We start from the raw sequence: 17,458 nt of genomic DNA on the forward strand, positions 1-17,458 counted from the left end.
AAATAAAAAAATAGGATTATGAAAAAAATAGTTAATTATTTATGTTTCGCACTCCCAATAGCACTGGTATTTTCTTGCACAGACTTAGAGATCGAACCTACGGATTCATTGATATCTGAAGGTTTTGCAGGAGTGGCAAACGTACAAGGTGAAGTTGCTAATATCTCCAACATCATAACAGGAGGTAATTTAGGTAACCAAGATGGTCTATACGCTTTAAATGAAGTAACAACCGATGAATATGTTGTTGCCACTAGAGGTACAGACTGGGGAGATAACGGTAGATGGTTAGCCATGCATAAACATTCATGGAACGCAGATTTACAGGATATACGTTTATCTTGGCAGGCTTTAAACAGCATTACAATTAATGCAACTCGTGTAATCGACCCAGGCAGTGTTACTACAGCGGGAGGAGATGTCACTGAGCTGAAGGCGGAAGCAAGATTCTACAGAGCTTGGGCAATGAGCTGGATTTTAGACATGTGGAGACAGGTACCTTATAGAGATGTTAATGCACCCAATAGTGAAATACCTACAGTTCTTACAGGGCAAGTTGCTATTGACAGTATAGTTGCAGACCTTAATATTGCAATTAGGGATTTACCACAAGTTACGGCAGGTGATGGTATTGAATTAAAACAAACGCCAACAAAAGCAGCAGCCAATCATTTAATGGCTAAGTTACATTTGAACAAACATGTTTATCTTGAAACAACTCCTGATAATGCAGACATGCAAGTTGTAATTGATGCTGTTGATGCAATAGAAGCAGATGGATATACTTTAGCAGCTGCCGGAGATTTCTTTGATATATTTAGACCTAGTAATGATGTAGAAACAATTTGGTGGTCACCTGCAGCTACAGGCCCTAGAATTTGGAATACATTACATTATAACCTAAACTTTCCTGGTTCCAATGATGGTGGAGGATGGAATGGATTTGCTACGTTATCTGAATTTTATCAATTATTTGAAGGTGATCCAGATACCAACTATGTTGGAGACGGGCAAGAAGAAAGAAGAGGATGGGTTCCAGATGCAGAAACTGCTAATGCTGACAACCTTGGTATAGGATATGGTTTTCTAATTGGTCAACAATACGAACAAGATGGAACCCCTTTAACCGCAAGAGACAATGTAGGTAGTGTTCCTTTAGTTTTCACTAAAGAAGTAACCAAAGCTGAATACACTGCCCCTGCAGATAATGCAGTATTAGAAACGGACGGAACAAGAATGCTTAAATACCATCCTAATGAAGAAGGTGGAGATCAAAGAGCACATACTGTACGTTACAGATTTGCTGATGATTACTTAATGAGAGCCGAAGCTATGTTTAGAATGGGTCAAGATGTAACTGGTGCTATCAATACATTAAGAGTTATAAGAGGTGCAACAGCACTAGGCTCAGTAAGTGAATCTGACCTTCTAGCAGAACGTGGTAGAGAAATGTATGCCGAATTAACCAGAAGACAAGATTTAATAAGATTTGACGAGTATTTGAGAGCATGGAATCTTAAAGACGCTACAGATGCTAGATCTATTATTTTTCCAATTCCATTTGCAGATATCTTAGCTAATCCTAACTTGGTTCAAAACCCAGGATACTAAGTATATATAATTTTAAGTTTAAGTTGAAAAGCCTCCAGTTAATTTTGGAGGCTTTTTTACGTTTTACACTTTGTAGAAATACTAAAAATACAATATCATTTTAAGATGATGCTCTCAGATCAACTACTCAAAGTACTTTCTCTTGCAACTGTAGCCAAAACTAGACAAGCTATATATTGGAATTCAGAAGGACAAAGAATTATCCATTAAATTGCTTTCTTCATTTGCTTAAAAGAATATACCCAGCTTCTGTAATATTACCTTGTATTTCTTTTACCTAATACTAATTAATGACAAAAAGCTTCTATAAATTTTAGAAACTAAGCTTTTAAAACTTCCTTATTTTATCTATCTAAACTTCTCTAATGTTTTAAATCACATTAAACTATTATTTCAATACAAATAGCGCAACATTTATGTACACAAAAGTGTATAAAAAATGTTACGCTATCAATAATTTTAGAAACTAGAGCCCTCTATTTTAAGATGCAAAAGGTCGTAACTTCTTTATAATATCTTATCTAAATATAATATAGGTACTAACAACTATTAAGGTAATTATCAAGCCAACAGGTTTTACATATTTCCAACCCGTAATGTCTACCTCATTTGTATATTCCTGCTCATAATCTGTTTCTCTAGGCTTCAATCTACCAATTACCAACATTAAAGTTATGGTCAAGACAAAAGTAATAGCCTGTACATGCAACATATGCGGCAACCATTCTACTCCAAGTCCTCTTTGCATAAATATATAAATTACATAAACCACAACAGCAAATATTATCCCTGCTTTGGCAGCAATAGCTGGAACTCTTTTTGTTAAAAACCCAATGACGATTGCTGATAGAATAGGAATACTGTAAGCCCCATTTACCTGCTGCAAGTAACCAAAAAGACCATCTGACGCATAATATAAAAAAGGAGCTAATATCATTGAAAACAACGCAAGCATAACACCAAAACGCTTACCTACTGCAACAACTTTGGTTTCCGATGCTTCTTTATTTATGTACTCTTTATAAATATCCAAACCAAACAAGGTAACACAACTATTCAACGCACTGTTAAAAGAACTTAAAATGGCACCGAAAAGCACCGCGGCAAAAAAACCAACCAACGTTACCGGTAAAACTGCTGCTACTAATTTAGGATAAGCCTGATCCGCTCTACCCAACTGACCGTCAAACATATGAAAAGCTATAATACCGGGCAAAACAACGATTAACGGACCCAATATTTTAAAGCACGCTGCAAGCATTACTCCTTTCTGACCTTCTTTCAAGTTTTTTGCCCCTAAAGCTCTCTGAATAATTTGTTGGTTGGTTCCCCAGTAAAATAATTGTACCAAAACCATACCCGTAAATATGGTAGCAAATGGTATACTAGAAGATTCGGATCCTATGGCATTAAATTTTTCTGGATGTTCAGCCGTAAGTTTTGAAAAACCTCCTAAAATACTATTGTCATCGCTTATTGCATAAAGTCCGAATATAGGTATCAACAAACCTCCTATCAATAACCCAATAGCATTGATAGTATCAGAAACAGCAACAGCTTTCAACCCTCCAAATATGGCATAAATACTACCAATTATTCCTATACTCCATACGCAAACCCATATTGATGCCCATTCAGAAATACCCAATTTTGCAGGTAAATCAAACATTCCGCTTATTGCTAAAGACCCAGAATATAAAACAATTGGCAAAAGAACAATTGCATAACCACTTAAAAACAAACCCGATGTCATTGCCTTGGTAGTGGTATCGAATCTTCTTTCTAAATATGTTGGTATTGTACTAATACCTCCTTTCAAATATCTCGGTAATAGATATATGGCACATATTACCATTGCAATAGCCGCCAAAGTCTCCCAAGCCATCACTAATATTCCATCACTGTAGGCATTACCGTTAAGACCAACAATTTGTTCGGTAGATAGGTTGGTTAACAATAAAGATCCCGCTATTACTCCTGCTGTTAAACTACGCCCTCCTAGAAAGTAACCGTCAGAAGTTTGTTCATTAGTTGATCTTGTTGCAAAATATGCAATTACGGCTACTAAAATAGTAAAGCCTAAAAAAGATAAAATCCCTATCATTTGTTGAGTTGTTTGTTGTTAAGTCAAGGTTAAATATATTGGATTATTTCCATTACTTCTAAAAAGTAGCAATTAAATCTTATTATTCATATAATTCAGCAGTTACGATAACGATTTCTTTAAATTTTAACGTTGACTTTTGTCAAATATGCCTAACAAATAGTAGGTATTTGGTTATATTGCAAATTAATTTTAAACTGCCTATTACACAGGTTTCTAACTCAATTTTTACAGCTTACATTTTAACTCAAAATCCTATTTCAAACTCAAAAAGAATGAACTCCAATCTTCTTAAGCTATTTTGCGTTGGCTTATTTATTTGCCTTTTATATTCCTGCAACTCTAATGAAAATAAAAATACGTTAGAAGAAAATAAAGAGCCCACTCTATTCACACTATTACAGCCAGAAGAAACTGGTCTATCTTTTATAAACAAGGTTAATAACTCTAAAGAATTTAACATTTTTAAATACCGTAATTTCTACAATGGTGGCGGTGTTGCTATTGGTGATATTAATAATGACGGTTTAGCAGATGTTTTCTTGACCGGTAACATGGAACCCAACAAACTATTTCTTAATAAAGGCGACATGAAATTTGAAGATATTTCAGAAACAGCCGGAATAAAAGGTAACAAACCATGGTCTACAGGTGTAGTGATGGCAGATATTGATAATGACGGTTTACTAGATATTTACGTAAGTAATGCCGGCAACATGGAAGGCAACAACCATGATAACGACCTTTATATTAATAACGGAGACGGCACTTTTACCGAAAAAGCCCATGAGTATAATCTAGCGGAAACAGGTTTTTCTACTCATGCCTCTTTCTTTGATTATGACAAGGATGGCGATTTAGATGCCTACATTCTAAACAATAGTAATATCCCTGTAAGTAGCCTTGGATATGCAGAACAACGAGAAGTAAGAGCACAAGATTGGGAAGGCGTACCAAAAATTTTTAGAGGTGTTGGTGATATGCTGCTAAGAAATGATAACGGCAAATTTGTTGATGTTAGTGAAGATGCTGGTATTTATGGTAGTCTTATTGGCTTTGGTCTTGGCGTTATGGTCGTAGACATCAATAATGACCTATACCCAGACATCTATGTTTCTAACGATTTTTACGAAAGAGATTATTTATACATTAACAACCAAGACGGTACTTTTAGAGAAGAGGTACAAAAGTGGACAAACCATTTGAGCTTATCTGCAATGGGAGTTGATATGGCGGACATTAATAACGACGGACTAACAGATATCTTCATAACAGACATGTTGCCCGAACCGGATCAACGTGTAAAATCTGTTATGGAATTTGAAGGGTATAATATCTTTAAACTAAAACAGAGTAAAGATTTCCACCAGCAATACATTCAAAATACATTACAGCTGAACAATGGAAATGGCTCTTTTTCTGAGATTGCGTATTACAGTGGTGTTGAAGCAACTGACTGGAGCTGGTCTGGACTTTTATTCGACATGGATAACGACGGACTAAAAGATATTTATATCACCAATGGTATTAACCACGATCTTACAGATTTAGATTTTATAGATTTCTTTGCTAATGACATTATTCAAAAAATGGCATTGACGGGCAGAAAAGAGTCTATTGATTCTATCATTAACAAAATGCCTGTTACGCCGTTACCAAACTACGCATACCGCAACAATGGCGACATTACCTTCAGCAACTACAATAAACAATGGGGTTTTGAATTACCCAGTCGCTCTAACGGTTCTGCTTATGGAGATTTAGATAATGATGGCGATTTAGATTTGATCGTCAACAATGTAAATATGGAGACATTCGTATATCGAAATAACTCTGAATCTCAATTAGAAAACAATTATATAAAATTAAAATTCAAGGGAAGCGATGGTAATAAATTTGGAATAGGAACAGTTGCCCGTTTATATTACCCAGATAACATTATCGACCAGACCTTAATGCCGTCTAGAGGTTTTCAGTCATCAGTAGAATACCCGATGACTATAGGTCTTGGAACTACTGAAACTTTAGACTCTATTCGTATTATATGGCCTGACGATACTACTTCTAAGTTAATTAATGTAAAAGCCAACCAGACCATTACATTTAATCAAGAAGAAGCTACCGAAATATTTAAAAGTAAAGAAACTGAAACTCCAACCCTTTTAAAATCGATCGATAATAATACATTCCTGACCCATAAAGAAAATAACTATATGGATTTTGACAACGAAGGGTTGATTTCTAAATCATTGGCAGAAGAAGGTCCTGGTTTAGCGGTAGGAGATGTAAATGGTGACGGTAATGATGATATTTTCATAGGTGGCGCAAAAAATCAAACCGGTGCATTATATCTTCACAATGGCAATGGCTCACTGTCTAAACCTATTGTAAAATATTTTGAAACCGAAGCACTACTAGAGGATACCACTGCTTCCTTTTTTGATTCGGACAATGATGGTGATTTAGATCTTATGGTCGGTACTGGAGGAAACGAATTAGGCATGCAAGGTACATATGGCATCCGACTTTATCTAAATGACGGCAAAGGCAATTTTTCTTTAAGCACAGACAAACTACCGAATATCAATAAAAATGTAGCGGTTGTCGCTCCGTCAGATTTTGATAATGATGGTGATATGGATATTTTCATAGGCTCAAGAAGTGTTGTAGGCACCTACGGCGTAAACCCTGATCACCTATTCCTCTTAAATAATGGCGATGGCACTTTTACAGATGCTACAGAACGTTCTGCATACGACCTAAAAGATGCCGGTATGATTACCGATGCCAAATGGTTAGACATGAATGGTGACGGCAAGGATGACCTAGTAACCGTTTCTGATTGGGGCAGTCCAAAAATTTATAAAAACTCTGGTAGAAGGCTTAGCGATACCAAAAGTTCTCTTGACAGCCTTAATGGATGGTGGGGTGCTGTAGAAGGTTATGATTTAGATAACGACGGAGATCAAGATTTAATTTTAGGTAATACAGGCAGTAATATTCATTACAAACCTTCACCTGGACAACCTATGAAAATGTGGGTAAACGATTTTGATAATGATGGTACTATTGAACAAATTACCACGCAAAATTATGATGGCGGTGATTATCCTCTTCATCAAAAAAAGGAATTGACCACACAAATATTGGCCCTCAAGAAAAAGAACATCAAAGCTTCAGAGTATGCTTCAAAAACTATTCAAGAGCTATTCACAAAAGACGTTATCGACAATACCATATTAAAAGAAGCAAGTATTGCTGAAACCGTAATTGCAATTAATGACGGTAATGGTAATTTCACTATCAAAATTCTACCCCCTCAAGTTCAATTCTCATGCATATGTGACATTCAATGTTTAGATGTAAACAAGGACGGGAATCTTGATCTTGTAATGGCGGGCAATAATTTTGAGTTCAAACCCCAATATTCTAGACTAGATGCTAACTATGGTAATGTTCTCCTAGGTGACGGAAAATTGAATTTTGAATGGCAAAACTATGGTGACAGTGGTTTCTTTATACGGAATGAAGTAAAACAACTGCAGATTGTAAAGGATAAAAAAGGAAACGAATTTATCATCGCAGCCATCAACAATGACACACCAAAATTGTATCGATTAAATGAAGAATAGTATACTATACATATGTGTATTGGTATTTGCCATTGGTTGTAAACAAAATTCAGGAGAGTTATTTGTAAAACATTCTGCTGAGGATACGGGTATAACTTTTGAAAATACGCTAACCGAAACAAAAGACCTGAGTATTTTAGACTATCTCTACTTTTATAATGGTGGAGGTGTTGCCATTGGCGATATCAATAATGATAGCCTGCCAGATATCTATTTTTCAGGTAATCAAGTGAAAAACAAGTTGTACTTGAACAAGGGGAACTTACAGTTTGAAGACATTACCGAAACAGCAGGTGTCGCTGGTAGTAGCTCTTGGAATACAGGTACAATCATGGGTGATGTAAATGGTGACGGACTTCTAGATATTTACGTTTGTGCTGTTGTTGGGTTAAACGGATTTAATGGATACAATGAGCTTTTTATAAACCAAGGAAATGCTACTTTCAAAGAAAGTGCTGCGGAATATGGGTTGGATTTTGAGTCATATAGTTCTTCTGCCGCTTTTTTAGATTATGACCTAGACGGAGATTTAGATATGTACCTTCTCAATCATGCCATACACACCCAAGACTCTTATGGCAACTCCCAAATTAGACACAAACGTATTTATGAAACCGGCGATAAACTTCTACGAAACGATAATGGCACATTCACCGACGTTAGTGAAGAAGCAGGTATTTACGGTGGCGTCAATGGTTACGGTCTAGGCATTGCTGTATCTGATTTTAATCAAGATGGATATCCTGATCTTTATATTGGCAATGACTTTCATGAAGATGATTACTATTACCTAAATAATGGTGACGGTACTTTTACGGAAAGTCTCAAAGACGCATTTGGACACACTACCCGTTTTTCCATGGGTAGTGATGTAGCAGACATTAACCACGATGGTTTACCAGACCTAATTTCTTTAGATATGTTAGCTAAAGATGAAACCGTTTTAAAGTCTTCTGAAGGTGATGATGATGTCCAAATTCAAAAATTAAAAACCGAGACTTTTGGTTATCACAATCAGTATACTAGAAACATGCTTTCTATAAACCAACCAAATGGCAAGTTTCTAGAAACAGCTTTACAGAGTGGTGTAGCCGCTACAGATTGGAGCTGGAGCGCTTTATTTGGGGATTTCAACCAAGATGGAGAACAGGATCTATATATAAGCAACGGAATTCCTAAACGTCCTAACGACCTTGATTACATTAACTATATTTCTAACGAAAATATTCGGTCAAAAATCAATAACACCAACCTTGTAGATCAAAAAGCACTGAAAATGATGCCTTCAGGTTTTATTGGAAACATGATTTTTAAAGGAGCTAAAGACCTTAAATTTATAGATGAATCTAAATCGTGGATTGCGCAAGACACCATTATTTCTGGAGCAACAGCTTATAGCGATTTAGATAATGATGGCGATTTAGATTTAATAACCAATAATCTATATAGCAAAGCAGAAATTCAAGAAAATACTACCAACAGTAAGCGCAATTGGCTAAAAATTAAACTGAACTACACCGAAAAAAATAAATTCGGAATTGGCACCAAAGTATTCTCGCACGCCAACGGAATTAAACAGTTTAAAGAAATGTACACCGTTCGCGGATTTCAAGCTTCTTCTGAACCCTTAATTCATTTTGGTTATGGAGACCTTGAAAACATAGACTCTTTAAAAATTGTTTGGCCAGACAGAAGCTCTCAACTGGTTAAAAATATCGCCGTTAATCAAACACTATATATTAATCCTGAAAACACTCAACCTTTTAATTATAGTTCACTAAAAAATAAAGAGAATTTACTGTTCCAAAAAACTTCAGACAATCTAGGAATCGACTATGTTCATATTGAAGATACTTACAGTGACTATTTACGTCAAAAACTAATTCCCTATCAAATGTCAGATAGAGGTCCCGCTGTTAGTATTGGCGATTTAGACGGTGATGGAAAAGAAGATATATTCTTTGGTGGGTCAAAATATATTCCGTCGCAAATCTACATTCAAGGCGATTCTACTTTTTACTTAAAAAATTATCCGGAAATTAAAAATGATAGTATCAAGGAAGATATTACTTCTATAATCGGTGATTTTAATTCCGATGGCAAAAATGACCTGATAGTGGGTACTGGTGGTGCAGATTTTTTTAATGAAATGAAGCCGCTAACAGATTCTTATTACGTTTCAAATGATTCCATTTTTACAAAAAAAGAATTTCCTGAGTTATTCGAGAATGCATCCGTTCTTTTAAAATTAGATTATGACCATGATGATGATTTAGATATCATTGTTTGCAATCAATCTATAAGTGCAGATTATGGAAACAAACCTAACAACTATCTTTTAAATAATGAAAATGGCAATTTTAAAGTAGCCAATAATCCATTTGAAAAGTTAGGTATGGTTACCGATGCTATAGTTACAGATTTCAATGAAGATGGATGGGAAGATATTCTATTTATTGGCGAATGGATGTCACCAAGATTCTTTCAAAACAATGAAGGGAAATTTGAAGAAATTCATCCGTTAGAAAATAAAAAAATAAATGGCTTATGGCAATCCATAATCAATTTTGATATAGACAATGATGGTGATCAAGATTATCTTTTAGGCAATTGGGGTTTAAATACCAAATTCTCCACATCAGAAGAGCATCCTATGAAAATGTTTTATGGCGACCTTGATAAAAACGGTGCTACAGAAACTATTGTCAGCACTTTTAAAGATGGCAAAGATTACCCAGTAGATGGCTTGAAAGAATTATCGAGTCAGTTGGTATCACTTCGTAAAAAATTTAATACCTACAGCTCTTTTGCAGGAAAATCCATGGAAGAAATATTAGGTGAAAATATGCTACCAAACGCAGAAGTGCTTGAGGTGCATACTTTAAGCTCTGGTTACCTGCAAAACAACGGAGGTAAGTTTTCTTTTAAACCTTTTTCCTACAAACTACAATTGGCACCGATTATGTCGTTCTTGGAATTTGACTTTAACGGCGATAATAAAACCGAAGTTTTGGCAGCGGGAAATTATTTTGGTGTTAAACCGTATCATGGCCGTTTTGATTCTTTCCCCGGAGCATTGATTAGTAATACCAACAATGTTACCTTAGCCAATGAAATAGGACTCGATTTGACAGGTAAATCGATTCGAAGCATGAATATTTTAAACGCAAACAACAACAAATACATTTTGCTCACCTTTAACAATAAGGCTGCAGAAGTTTATAGCATACTCAAACCATAGTACAATGAAGAAGTATTTTTTAATCATAATGACAGGTGTCATACTTGCGAATTGCACCGAAAAGAAAAAAGAACCTATAATAGTATCTCCCGATCAATTACATAGCTCAATTGACCATGTAATTGATATTATGATCCATGATATTTTCTCGCCACCGGTGGCAAGTAGAATATTTGCCTACCCAAATATTGCCGCATATGAGATTGTTGCACAGGTAAATCCAAAATACAACACCCTGTCAGGTCAGCTAAAAGGTCTAACACCCATACCTGTAATTGATACGGTATCTGGTATTAACCCTCAATTATCTGCTTTAATTGCACACATGAATATTAGCAGACAACTTATTTTCTCAGAAGATAAATTCGATGTATTACAAGATAGCCTTTTCACGCAGTGGAAAACAATGAACGAACCTGAATTTGAAGCGTCTAAAATTTACGGATTAAAAGTTGCAGATCACATAAAAGAATGGATGAGCAAGGACAATTACAGTCAAACTCGTACGATGCCCAAGTTTACCGTAGATACCGACGACCAAGCAAGATGGCAACCTACACCACCGGCTTACATGGACGGTATTGAACCTCATTGGAACAAAATACGCCCGTTCATCATAGATTCGGCTTCTCAATTTAAACCCATTCCACCACCAGCATTCTCCCTTGAAAAAGATTCTGACTTCTATAAAGAACTTATTGAGGTATATAACATCAGTAACGAAATTACCGAGAACGGAGATGAGTCTGATGAAGTTGCTATTGCCAAGTTTTGGGATTGCAACCCTTATGTTTCCGTAACAAGAGGTCACCTCATGTTCGCTACCAAAAAGATTACACCTGGTGCACATTGGATAGGAATCACAAAAATTGCAAGCAAAAAAACTAATAGTAATTTTGACGACACAGTGTTTGCATACACCAAAACCTCAATGGCAATAGCCGATGGATTTATAAGCTGTTGGGATGAAAAATATCGTAGCAATTTAATTAGACCAGAAACTTTGATCAATCAACATATTGACGAGAACTGGAAGCCTATTCTACAAACACCACCTTTCCCAGAATATACAAGCGGGCATAGTGTAGTATCAGGTGCTGCAGCAACTGCCTTAACCAGTATTTTTGGTGAAGATTTTAGTTTTGAAGACGATACAGAAACACCATATGGCCTACCTATTAGAAAATTCAACTCTTTTAACGAAGCTGCCGATGAAGCCGCTATCAGTAGAATGTATGGCGGAATTCACTACCGAGCTGCAGTTGAAGTAGGTGTTGGCCAAGGTAGAAAAATTGGTGCGCTATTGAATTCAAAAATTAAAATGAAGAACGATTAGCTTTAATGTATAATTAGTAAATATGAGAAAAGCGATTACAGTTACAATTTTCATTATTTGCATCGGCTTACTTTGGTATTTTTTGTTGAAGCCACAAGACTACCAAATAAGAGTAGTTGCCAAATCATTTCCAGGTACAATAAATCAATCTTTAAAATCATGGAATAACTCAATCGACAACGCTTCAATTGTTCAGCTAGAAGATTTAAAGCATCTAAAACAAACTATAAAATCTGGAGATTCTACACATACATATATATGGAATATTTTTTCTTTAAACGATTCTACATCAAAAATCAAAGTAGATGTTACCGACCTAGACAATAGTTTTAATAACAAATTATTAATCCCTTTCACCGATACTGATTTTGAAAAAGGCTCAAGAAAATTAGTAACTGATTTTATATCTTATTTAAATAAACATAGGAAAGAGTTTAAAGTGACCATATTAAATGAAGAAAAATTACCAAATATCTACTGTGCTTGCGTAAAACATAAAACAATTCAATCAAAAAAAGCGATTGCCATGAAAGATAGTTATCCTTTTTTAAACTCCGTACTTGTAGGTAATGGTCTGAAATTAAATGGTGTTCCATTCATTGAAACTACTGATTGGAATATTGCCAACGACAGTTTGGCATTTGATTTCTGCTATCCAATCTTAAAAGTCGATTCTCTTCCCGTTATTAAGGATATAACGTATAAAGAATTTAATGGTTTAAAGTCACTTAAAGCTATCTATAACGGCAATTATATCACGTCAGACAGAGCTTGGTATGCGCTTCTTGATTACGCTGAGAAAAATAATATTGCAGTAAACAAGAAACCTATTGAATTCTTTTATAATAATCCGAATATGGGTGGAGACGCACTATATTGGAAGACCGAAGTTTTCATGCCATTAACAGAACAAGATGAGTAAAATTATATTAACCACATTCCTATTAATTTCTATACTTACTTCATGTTCAAACTACGGTCAACTAAAAGTAATCACAGATTTGCCAAGTAGTTTATCTGAAAATTCTGGATTGGCAACTTATAATGACTCTACAATATGGGCTATTGAAGATTCAGGCAATAAGGATGAAATCTACCAGGTAAATTTTAAAGGTAAAATCCTTAAGAGCTTAGAGGTTAAAAATGGCAAAAACCATGATTGGGAAGATCTTACAATAGATACCGCTGGCAATCTTTACATAGCTGATATTGGCAACAATGCCAATGAACGCAAGAATCTAGAAATCCTAAAACTTCCAAATCCAACTATTGAACCCGGAGATAAAATAGACGCAGAAAAAATTGAACTATACTACCCTGACCAAAAGGATTTTCCTCCAAAAAAAGACGCTCTTTTTTATGACTCTGAAGCTATTTTTCACCATGGAGATAAAATCTACATCGTAACCAAAAACAGGTCTCATTCCTTTACTGGCGAAGCCCGTATCTACTCCGTACCAGATACCAAAGGTTCTTATGAAGCTTCACTTGTAGGTACTTTTATACCTTGCACGAGTTGGAATACATGCCGAATAACCTCAATTGACATCTCTCCAAAAGGAGATAAAATCATAGCGCTCAGTTATGGGAAACTTTTTGTATTTACAGATTTTACTTGGGATGATTTTACCAAGGGCAACATGCAAGAAATTGATTTAGGAGCACGTTCCCAATTAGAATCGGTTTGTTTCCTTAATGACGACACCTTACTTATCTCTGATGAAAAAGCACACGGAGAAGGTGGAAATCTATATACTTATTCTTTGAAATAATCTAATTTTCTAAAATCCAAAACCTAAACCAAAAGTAAATCTTGGTCCGTCTTCACTAGCGAAGATGGCAGTATTTATAGAAATGATATCAGAGGCATTTAAAAAGAACCCTCCGCCATACGAAGTGTGCCAGCGACCAGAACTCATTTCTGGTATCCAAACTCTACCATAATCAAATCCTCCAAAAAGACCCATTGCCGTTGGCAATAATCTGGTGCGTTTCTTTTTTAAACTAAATCTTATATCGGTATTTTGATAGTAAGATGTTTTACCCGTAAAACGTTGATTTCTAAATCCGCGCAAGCCGTCTAGACCACCAATACTTGCTGCTTGGTAAAATTCGAATTCATTACCAATATTAAAATGCGCCTTCCATTTGGTAGCCAACACCAATCTACCATTGGGTATTAATTTATAATCAAAACCTAGGCTAGGTATTATATACCCAAAACTACCACCTTCTTTTGAAAGGTTATCTTTGAAACCTGCCTCTAATGATGATGACATTCCCAAGGTCGGGAATGCTTCATTATCTTTATTTTCATAAGAATAGGTAGCATGTGCCCCCACAAAGTCACTATTGGTCTCCTCACCATTTTGCTGGTAAAAGGTATTTATAAATCTGTCGTTGGTTTCCTCAACGCTAATGTTCTCATATGATAGACCTAATTTTACTTTTGCTCCCAATTGCCCTCTCCACACCAATGATGGCGAAAAATCTATTTGCCTTAGTTTTACCCTGTTATAATCCAAACTTAAATCATCGTCTAAATTTTCAGTATTATTTCCAAATCCAAAGAAATTGATAGCAAAATTCGGACTCGTAAATCGTGCTTTCAACTCTGCATTCCAATTTTCGAATACATGTGCAAATTCACCTTGATACTTAAAATCAAATCCGCTTGTAGCAAAATAATAAGATGCCGCAAAGGTGTGTTGTTGCGTAAATGGATTTTGTCTAAAACCGTTATAGGTATAGGTATTTACAAATCCTATTTTAACACCATCATCTGGATTGAAACCAATAGTCGGTATAATCTGATTGAAGCTATTTCTTAGCTTTAGTGGTTGGTAGGTATTCAAATTATACGCATCTGACAATTTAACCTTTGCCCCTCCTGTTTCTTCAAAGGTGTTCTTCTTGCTCTTAAAGTCATATAATGCAACATTTCTTCCATCTTCAACCCTGTAAATATCATTATTATGACCACCAATAATACGAACCTTCACACCAGAATAATTAGACGGATTTTTAACCTCAAAAATATCATCGTCATCTAAACCAAAAACCCATAGTTCTTTGGTATCTTCTTTGGTAAAGATCTTGTAGTAAAACAGTCTTTTCTTCTCGTCTTTTATATTTCTAAAAACCTTTACCTCTGTTTCTTTATCGTTGAGCCTATGGATCTCAAACCAATCATCTTTATCGGTGCCCGCAACCACGGCATACTTATTTAAAACTTTGTAGTACTCGTTGGCAGTTTCATCTATATTTTTTAGGCGCGCCAAAAGTATTCTCTTAATTTCTTCTACCGTTTCGTCCCTTACTTCTTCTGGAAAAGATTTGAACGCTTCATCGATATCCCTTTCCTTTAAGTTTTCCTGTAAATATTTAGCTTGTGCCAACCATTGACTTTTCTCTGTTTCACCCAATAATGTCAAGTCCAAAACATAGGTCATTGGCGATGAATTAAAGCCCTTTACACTTCTAATATCTTCATTAAAACCTTCCATAAGCCTTAAACCTGGTATAATACGGGTAGCTATTTTCATTAACGCCCCATCTCCCATTTTTGAGAATACCTGATCACGATCCCTAGGTATTGGTCTATATATGATCTTACCTTTCTCCTCGTCTTTAAACTCTGCCCAACGCCACTGATCCACATGACGATCCCAGTCACCTAAAACCATATCAAAAAGTCGTGCTCTCAAATAAAGGTCTTTATCTACTTCATATTTCTCATCATCTCGAAGATCTTCTAGCATACCATCAGTACTAGTTAAGTTATTCGAGTAACCAAAGCTTGCCAAATCTCCATGACCATCCCCGGTATGTTCTTCAATCATATATAGTTCATCACCAAAGGTATCATTATACTCTTTTAAGGCAGGCTGTTTAGGTACATAGTATAAAACGGGATTAGTATGATAAACACCTACGGCATCAGATAATTTAGCCGTAGTAAAGGGCCCATAAGGGTGAGATCCCGTATAAAAATCCTGTAATATTTCTTGAGTATACGTTTCCTTTAAATCATCTAGCACGTATTGATCTTGAAAAGCCATGGATTGCAAATACAATTCCGCACTTTTTCTTAAGGCTCGCATTACATATTCTCTACCATCTTTGGCACGTAAACGAAGAGATTTAGATTGGTGACCGCCACCTTTTTTAACAGGCTCAAGACCACCCATTAGTGAATCTAAATTTACAGTCGGCACCTTTACCTCTGTACCATAATATTTACGGTAACGTTCGCCCCAAATCCCTTTATAGAATCCGCTTTTATCGATTTCGTCTTCTGTATATACGGATGCTTTTACACTATCTGGAAATTGACCGGTAAATTCCCCAACATATTCTTTCTGTGTTGGTGGTAAAACTTCATTGGTAAACAAAAACTCTTCGTTATCATTATCGTCCACACCATAAAACCGAACTCTAGAAGAACCATCCTTATAGACTTCTAAAGTGGCATACCCCATTTTACCCGTATTAAATTGAGAACCGTTCAACAACTTTGTAAAACCTTCTTTTGCACCAGAACCACTTACAATCTGCGGGGTATTATTTTCAACAATATATTGTAAGGTATGCTCATGACCAGATGCAAAAATTACGCGATCAGAATACTGTGCCAAGGTCGTTACCCTATTCATCAACTCCCTATAACGCTTGTTGTTTACATCTTCAATAGAAGCACCTGAAGTAGTTCTTAAAACATTAATAAAAGTTCCTAAAACGGGAACCGGAACTGCCATTTTTTTAGGATAAAATTGCTTTCTTAAAGAATATTGCCCACCATGCTCACCATAACTGTTTGATGGGTGGTGCATGGCAATTAAGGTAGTTCTATCACGATAGTCCTTAATGGCATCTTCCAATTCTAAAAAAAACTTTGCCCTACTCTTAATATCACACTTATCATTAATATCTGGGCGCTTGTCCCAATTGGTCAAATACCATTCTGTATCTATAGTAATTATTGCCACATCATCACCAATTTCTATAACATCTATAGGGCATCCGTTTTCCGGTAAAAAGGGATCTTTCTCCTTTTTCTTTAATGCTTGTTTAATATAATCTTCTTCTCTCTCAAGCCCGATCAATCCCTCTGTATACCAATCATGATTACCGGGTATAAACAACGGTCTTCCCTTAAAATCATCTAATGTTTTTATCTGCGCGTCCAAATGGTTTTTAGCGGTTCTGTAAGCCACCGTAGAATCTTTAGGATCTGGCAAACCTGCAGGATATATATTATCTCCCAAGAAAATAGCGGTACTGTTCTTATCTGCATTATCCAACCTGTCCTTAAAAATCTTTAAAGCAGGGTTCATACCTCCCATTGGAGACAAGCCTGCATCACCTATTAAATAAAAGGTATGTGACAATACTTTATTATCATTGACATCAACAGCAAAATTTTCATTTACATATTTGGTTTTAAACGTAGCACACCCTGTTATGAACAGAAAAACCAATAGATAAGCGTAATATTTTTTCATAGTACCAAAACCCTCTTTAAATTTTCGTAA

8 protein-coding genes are annotated in these 17,458 nt (G+C 35.7%); 6 read left to right on the plus strand and 2 right to left on the minus strand.

Features of this window, described 5'->3' with window-relative positions:
- Positions 1 to 18 precede the first annotated feature (18 nt).
- The gene (locus tag P177_RS17760) at positions 19 to 1,611 is read left to right on the plus strand and encodes a RagB/SusD family nutrient uptake outer membrane protein (protein WP_036156938.1); all 1,593 of its coding nucleotides are present in this window, start codon (positions 19 to 21) and stop codon (positions 1,609 to 1,611) included.
- A gap of 517 nt (positions 1,612 to 2,128) precedes the next feature.
- Here P177_RS17760 and P177_RS17765 read toward each other — a convergent pair.
- Entirely contained in the window at positions 2,129 to 3,715 is a 1,587-nt protein-coding gene (locus P177_RS17765) for a solute:sodium symporter family transporter (protein ID WP_167333127.1), read from the minus strand.
- A 275-nt stretch (positions 3,716 to 3,990) separates the two neighbouring features.
- On the opposite strand from P177_RS17765, the gene P177_RS17770 reads away from it, so the two are divergent.
- From P177_RS17770 to P177_RS17790, 5 genes are read left to right on the plus strand one after another with little or no spacing between them, the layout of a single operon-like run.
- Positions 3,991 to 7,347 carry a VCBS repeat-containing protein gene (locus P177_RS17770; protein WP_036158761.1) on the plus strand — a complete coding sequence of 1,119 codons (3,357 nt, stop codon included), beginning with the start codon at positions 3,991 to 3,993 and terminating at the stop codon, positions 7,345 to 7,347.
- The gene (locus tag P177_RS17775; protein WP_036156940.1) at positions 7,337 to 10,588 is read left to right on the plus strand and encodes a VCBS repeat-containing protein; all 3,252 of its coding nucleotides are present in this window, start codon (positions 7,337 to 7,339) and stop codon (positions 10,586 to 10,588) included. Before P177_RS17770 ends, P177_RS17775 begins: the two co-directional genes overlap by 11 nt.
- A 4-nt stretch (positions 10,589 to 10,592) precedes the next feature.
- Positions 10,593 to 11,924, plus strand: coding sequence for a vanadium-dependent haloperoxidase (locus P177_RS17780; protein ID WP_036156942.1), 1,332 nt, complete (start codon positions 10,593 to 10,595; stop codon positions 11,922 to 11,924).
- 22 nt (positions 11,925 to 11,946) lie between these two features.
- Entirely contained in the window at positions 11,947 to 12,846 is a 900-nt protein-coding gene (locus tag P177_RS17785; RefSeq protein WP_036156943.1) for a GyrI-like domain-containing protein, read from the plus strand.
- Complete coding sequence (locus tag P177_RS17790; RefSeq protein WP_036156945.1) at positions 12,839 to 13,696, plus strand: NHL repeat-containing protein; 858 nt, start codon at positions 12,839 to 12,841, stop codon at positions 13,694 to 13,696. Before P177_RS17785 ends, P177_RS17790 begins: the two co-directional genes overlap by 8 nt.
- 9 nt (positions 13,697 to 13,705) lie before the next feature.
- On the opposite strand, the gene P177_RS17795 is transcribed toward P177_RS17790, so the two are convergent.
- Positions 13,706 to 17,428: a metallophosphoesterase gene (locus P177_RS17795; protein ID WP_036156948.1), complete on the minus strand. Its 3,723-nt coding sequence runs from the start codon at positions 17,426 to 17,428 to the stop codon at positions 13,706 to 13,708.
- Positions 17,429 to 17,458 lie beyond the last annotated feature (30 nt).

It is taken from the genome of Maribacter forsetii DSM 18668 (genome assembly GCF_000744105.1).
GTDB classification, from domain to species: Bacteria; Bacteroidota; Bacteroidia; order Flavobacteriales; family Flavobacteriaceae; genus Maribacter; species Maribacter forsetii.

What these genes read in the sequence shown, in the direction of transcription:
- P177_RS17760 (WP_036156938.1), top strand. Translation starts at nt 19, where the DNA reads ATGAAAAAAATAGTTAATTATTTATGTTTCGCACTCCCAATAGCACTG.
- P177_RS17765 (WP_167333127.1), bottom strand. Translation starts at nt 3,715, where the DNA reads ATGATAGGGATTTTATCTTTTTTAGGCTTTACTATTTTAGTAGCCGTA.
- P177_RS17770 (WP_036158761.1), top strand. Translation starts at nt 3,991, where the DNA reads ATGAACTCCAATCTTCTTAAGCTATTTTGCGTTGGCTTATTTATTTGC.
- P177_RS17775 (WP_036156940.1), top strand. Translation starts at nt 7,337, where the DNA reads ATGAAGAATAGTATACTATACATATGTGTATTGGTATTTGCCATTGGT.
- P177_RS17780 (WP_036156942.1), top strand. Translation starts at nt 10,593, where the DNA reads ATGAAGAAGTATTTTTTAATCATAATGACAGGTGTCATACTTGCGAAT.
- P177_RS17785 (WP_036156943.1), top strand. Translation starts at nt 11,947, where the DNA reads ATGAGAAAAGCGATTACAGTTACAATTTTCATTATTTGCATCGGCTTA.
- P177_RS17790 (WP_036156945.1), top strand. Translation starts at nt 12,839, where the DNA reads ATGAGTAAAATTATATTAACCACATTCCTATTAATTTCTATACTTACT.
- P177_RS17795 (WP_036156948.1), bottom strand. Translation starts at nt 17,428, where the DNA reads ATGAAAAAATATTACGCTTATCTATTGGTTTTTCTGTTCATAACAGGG.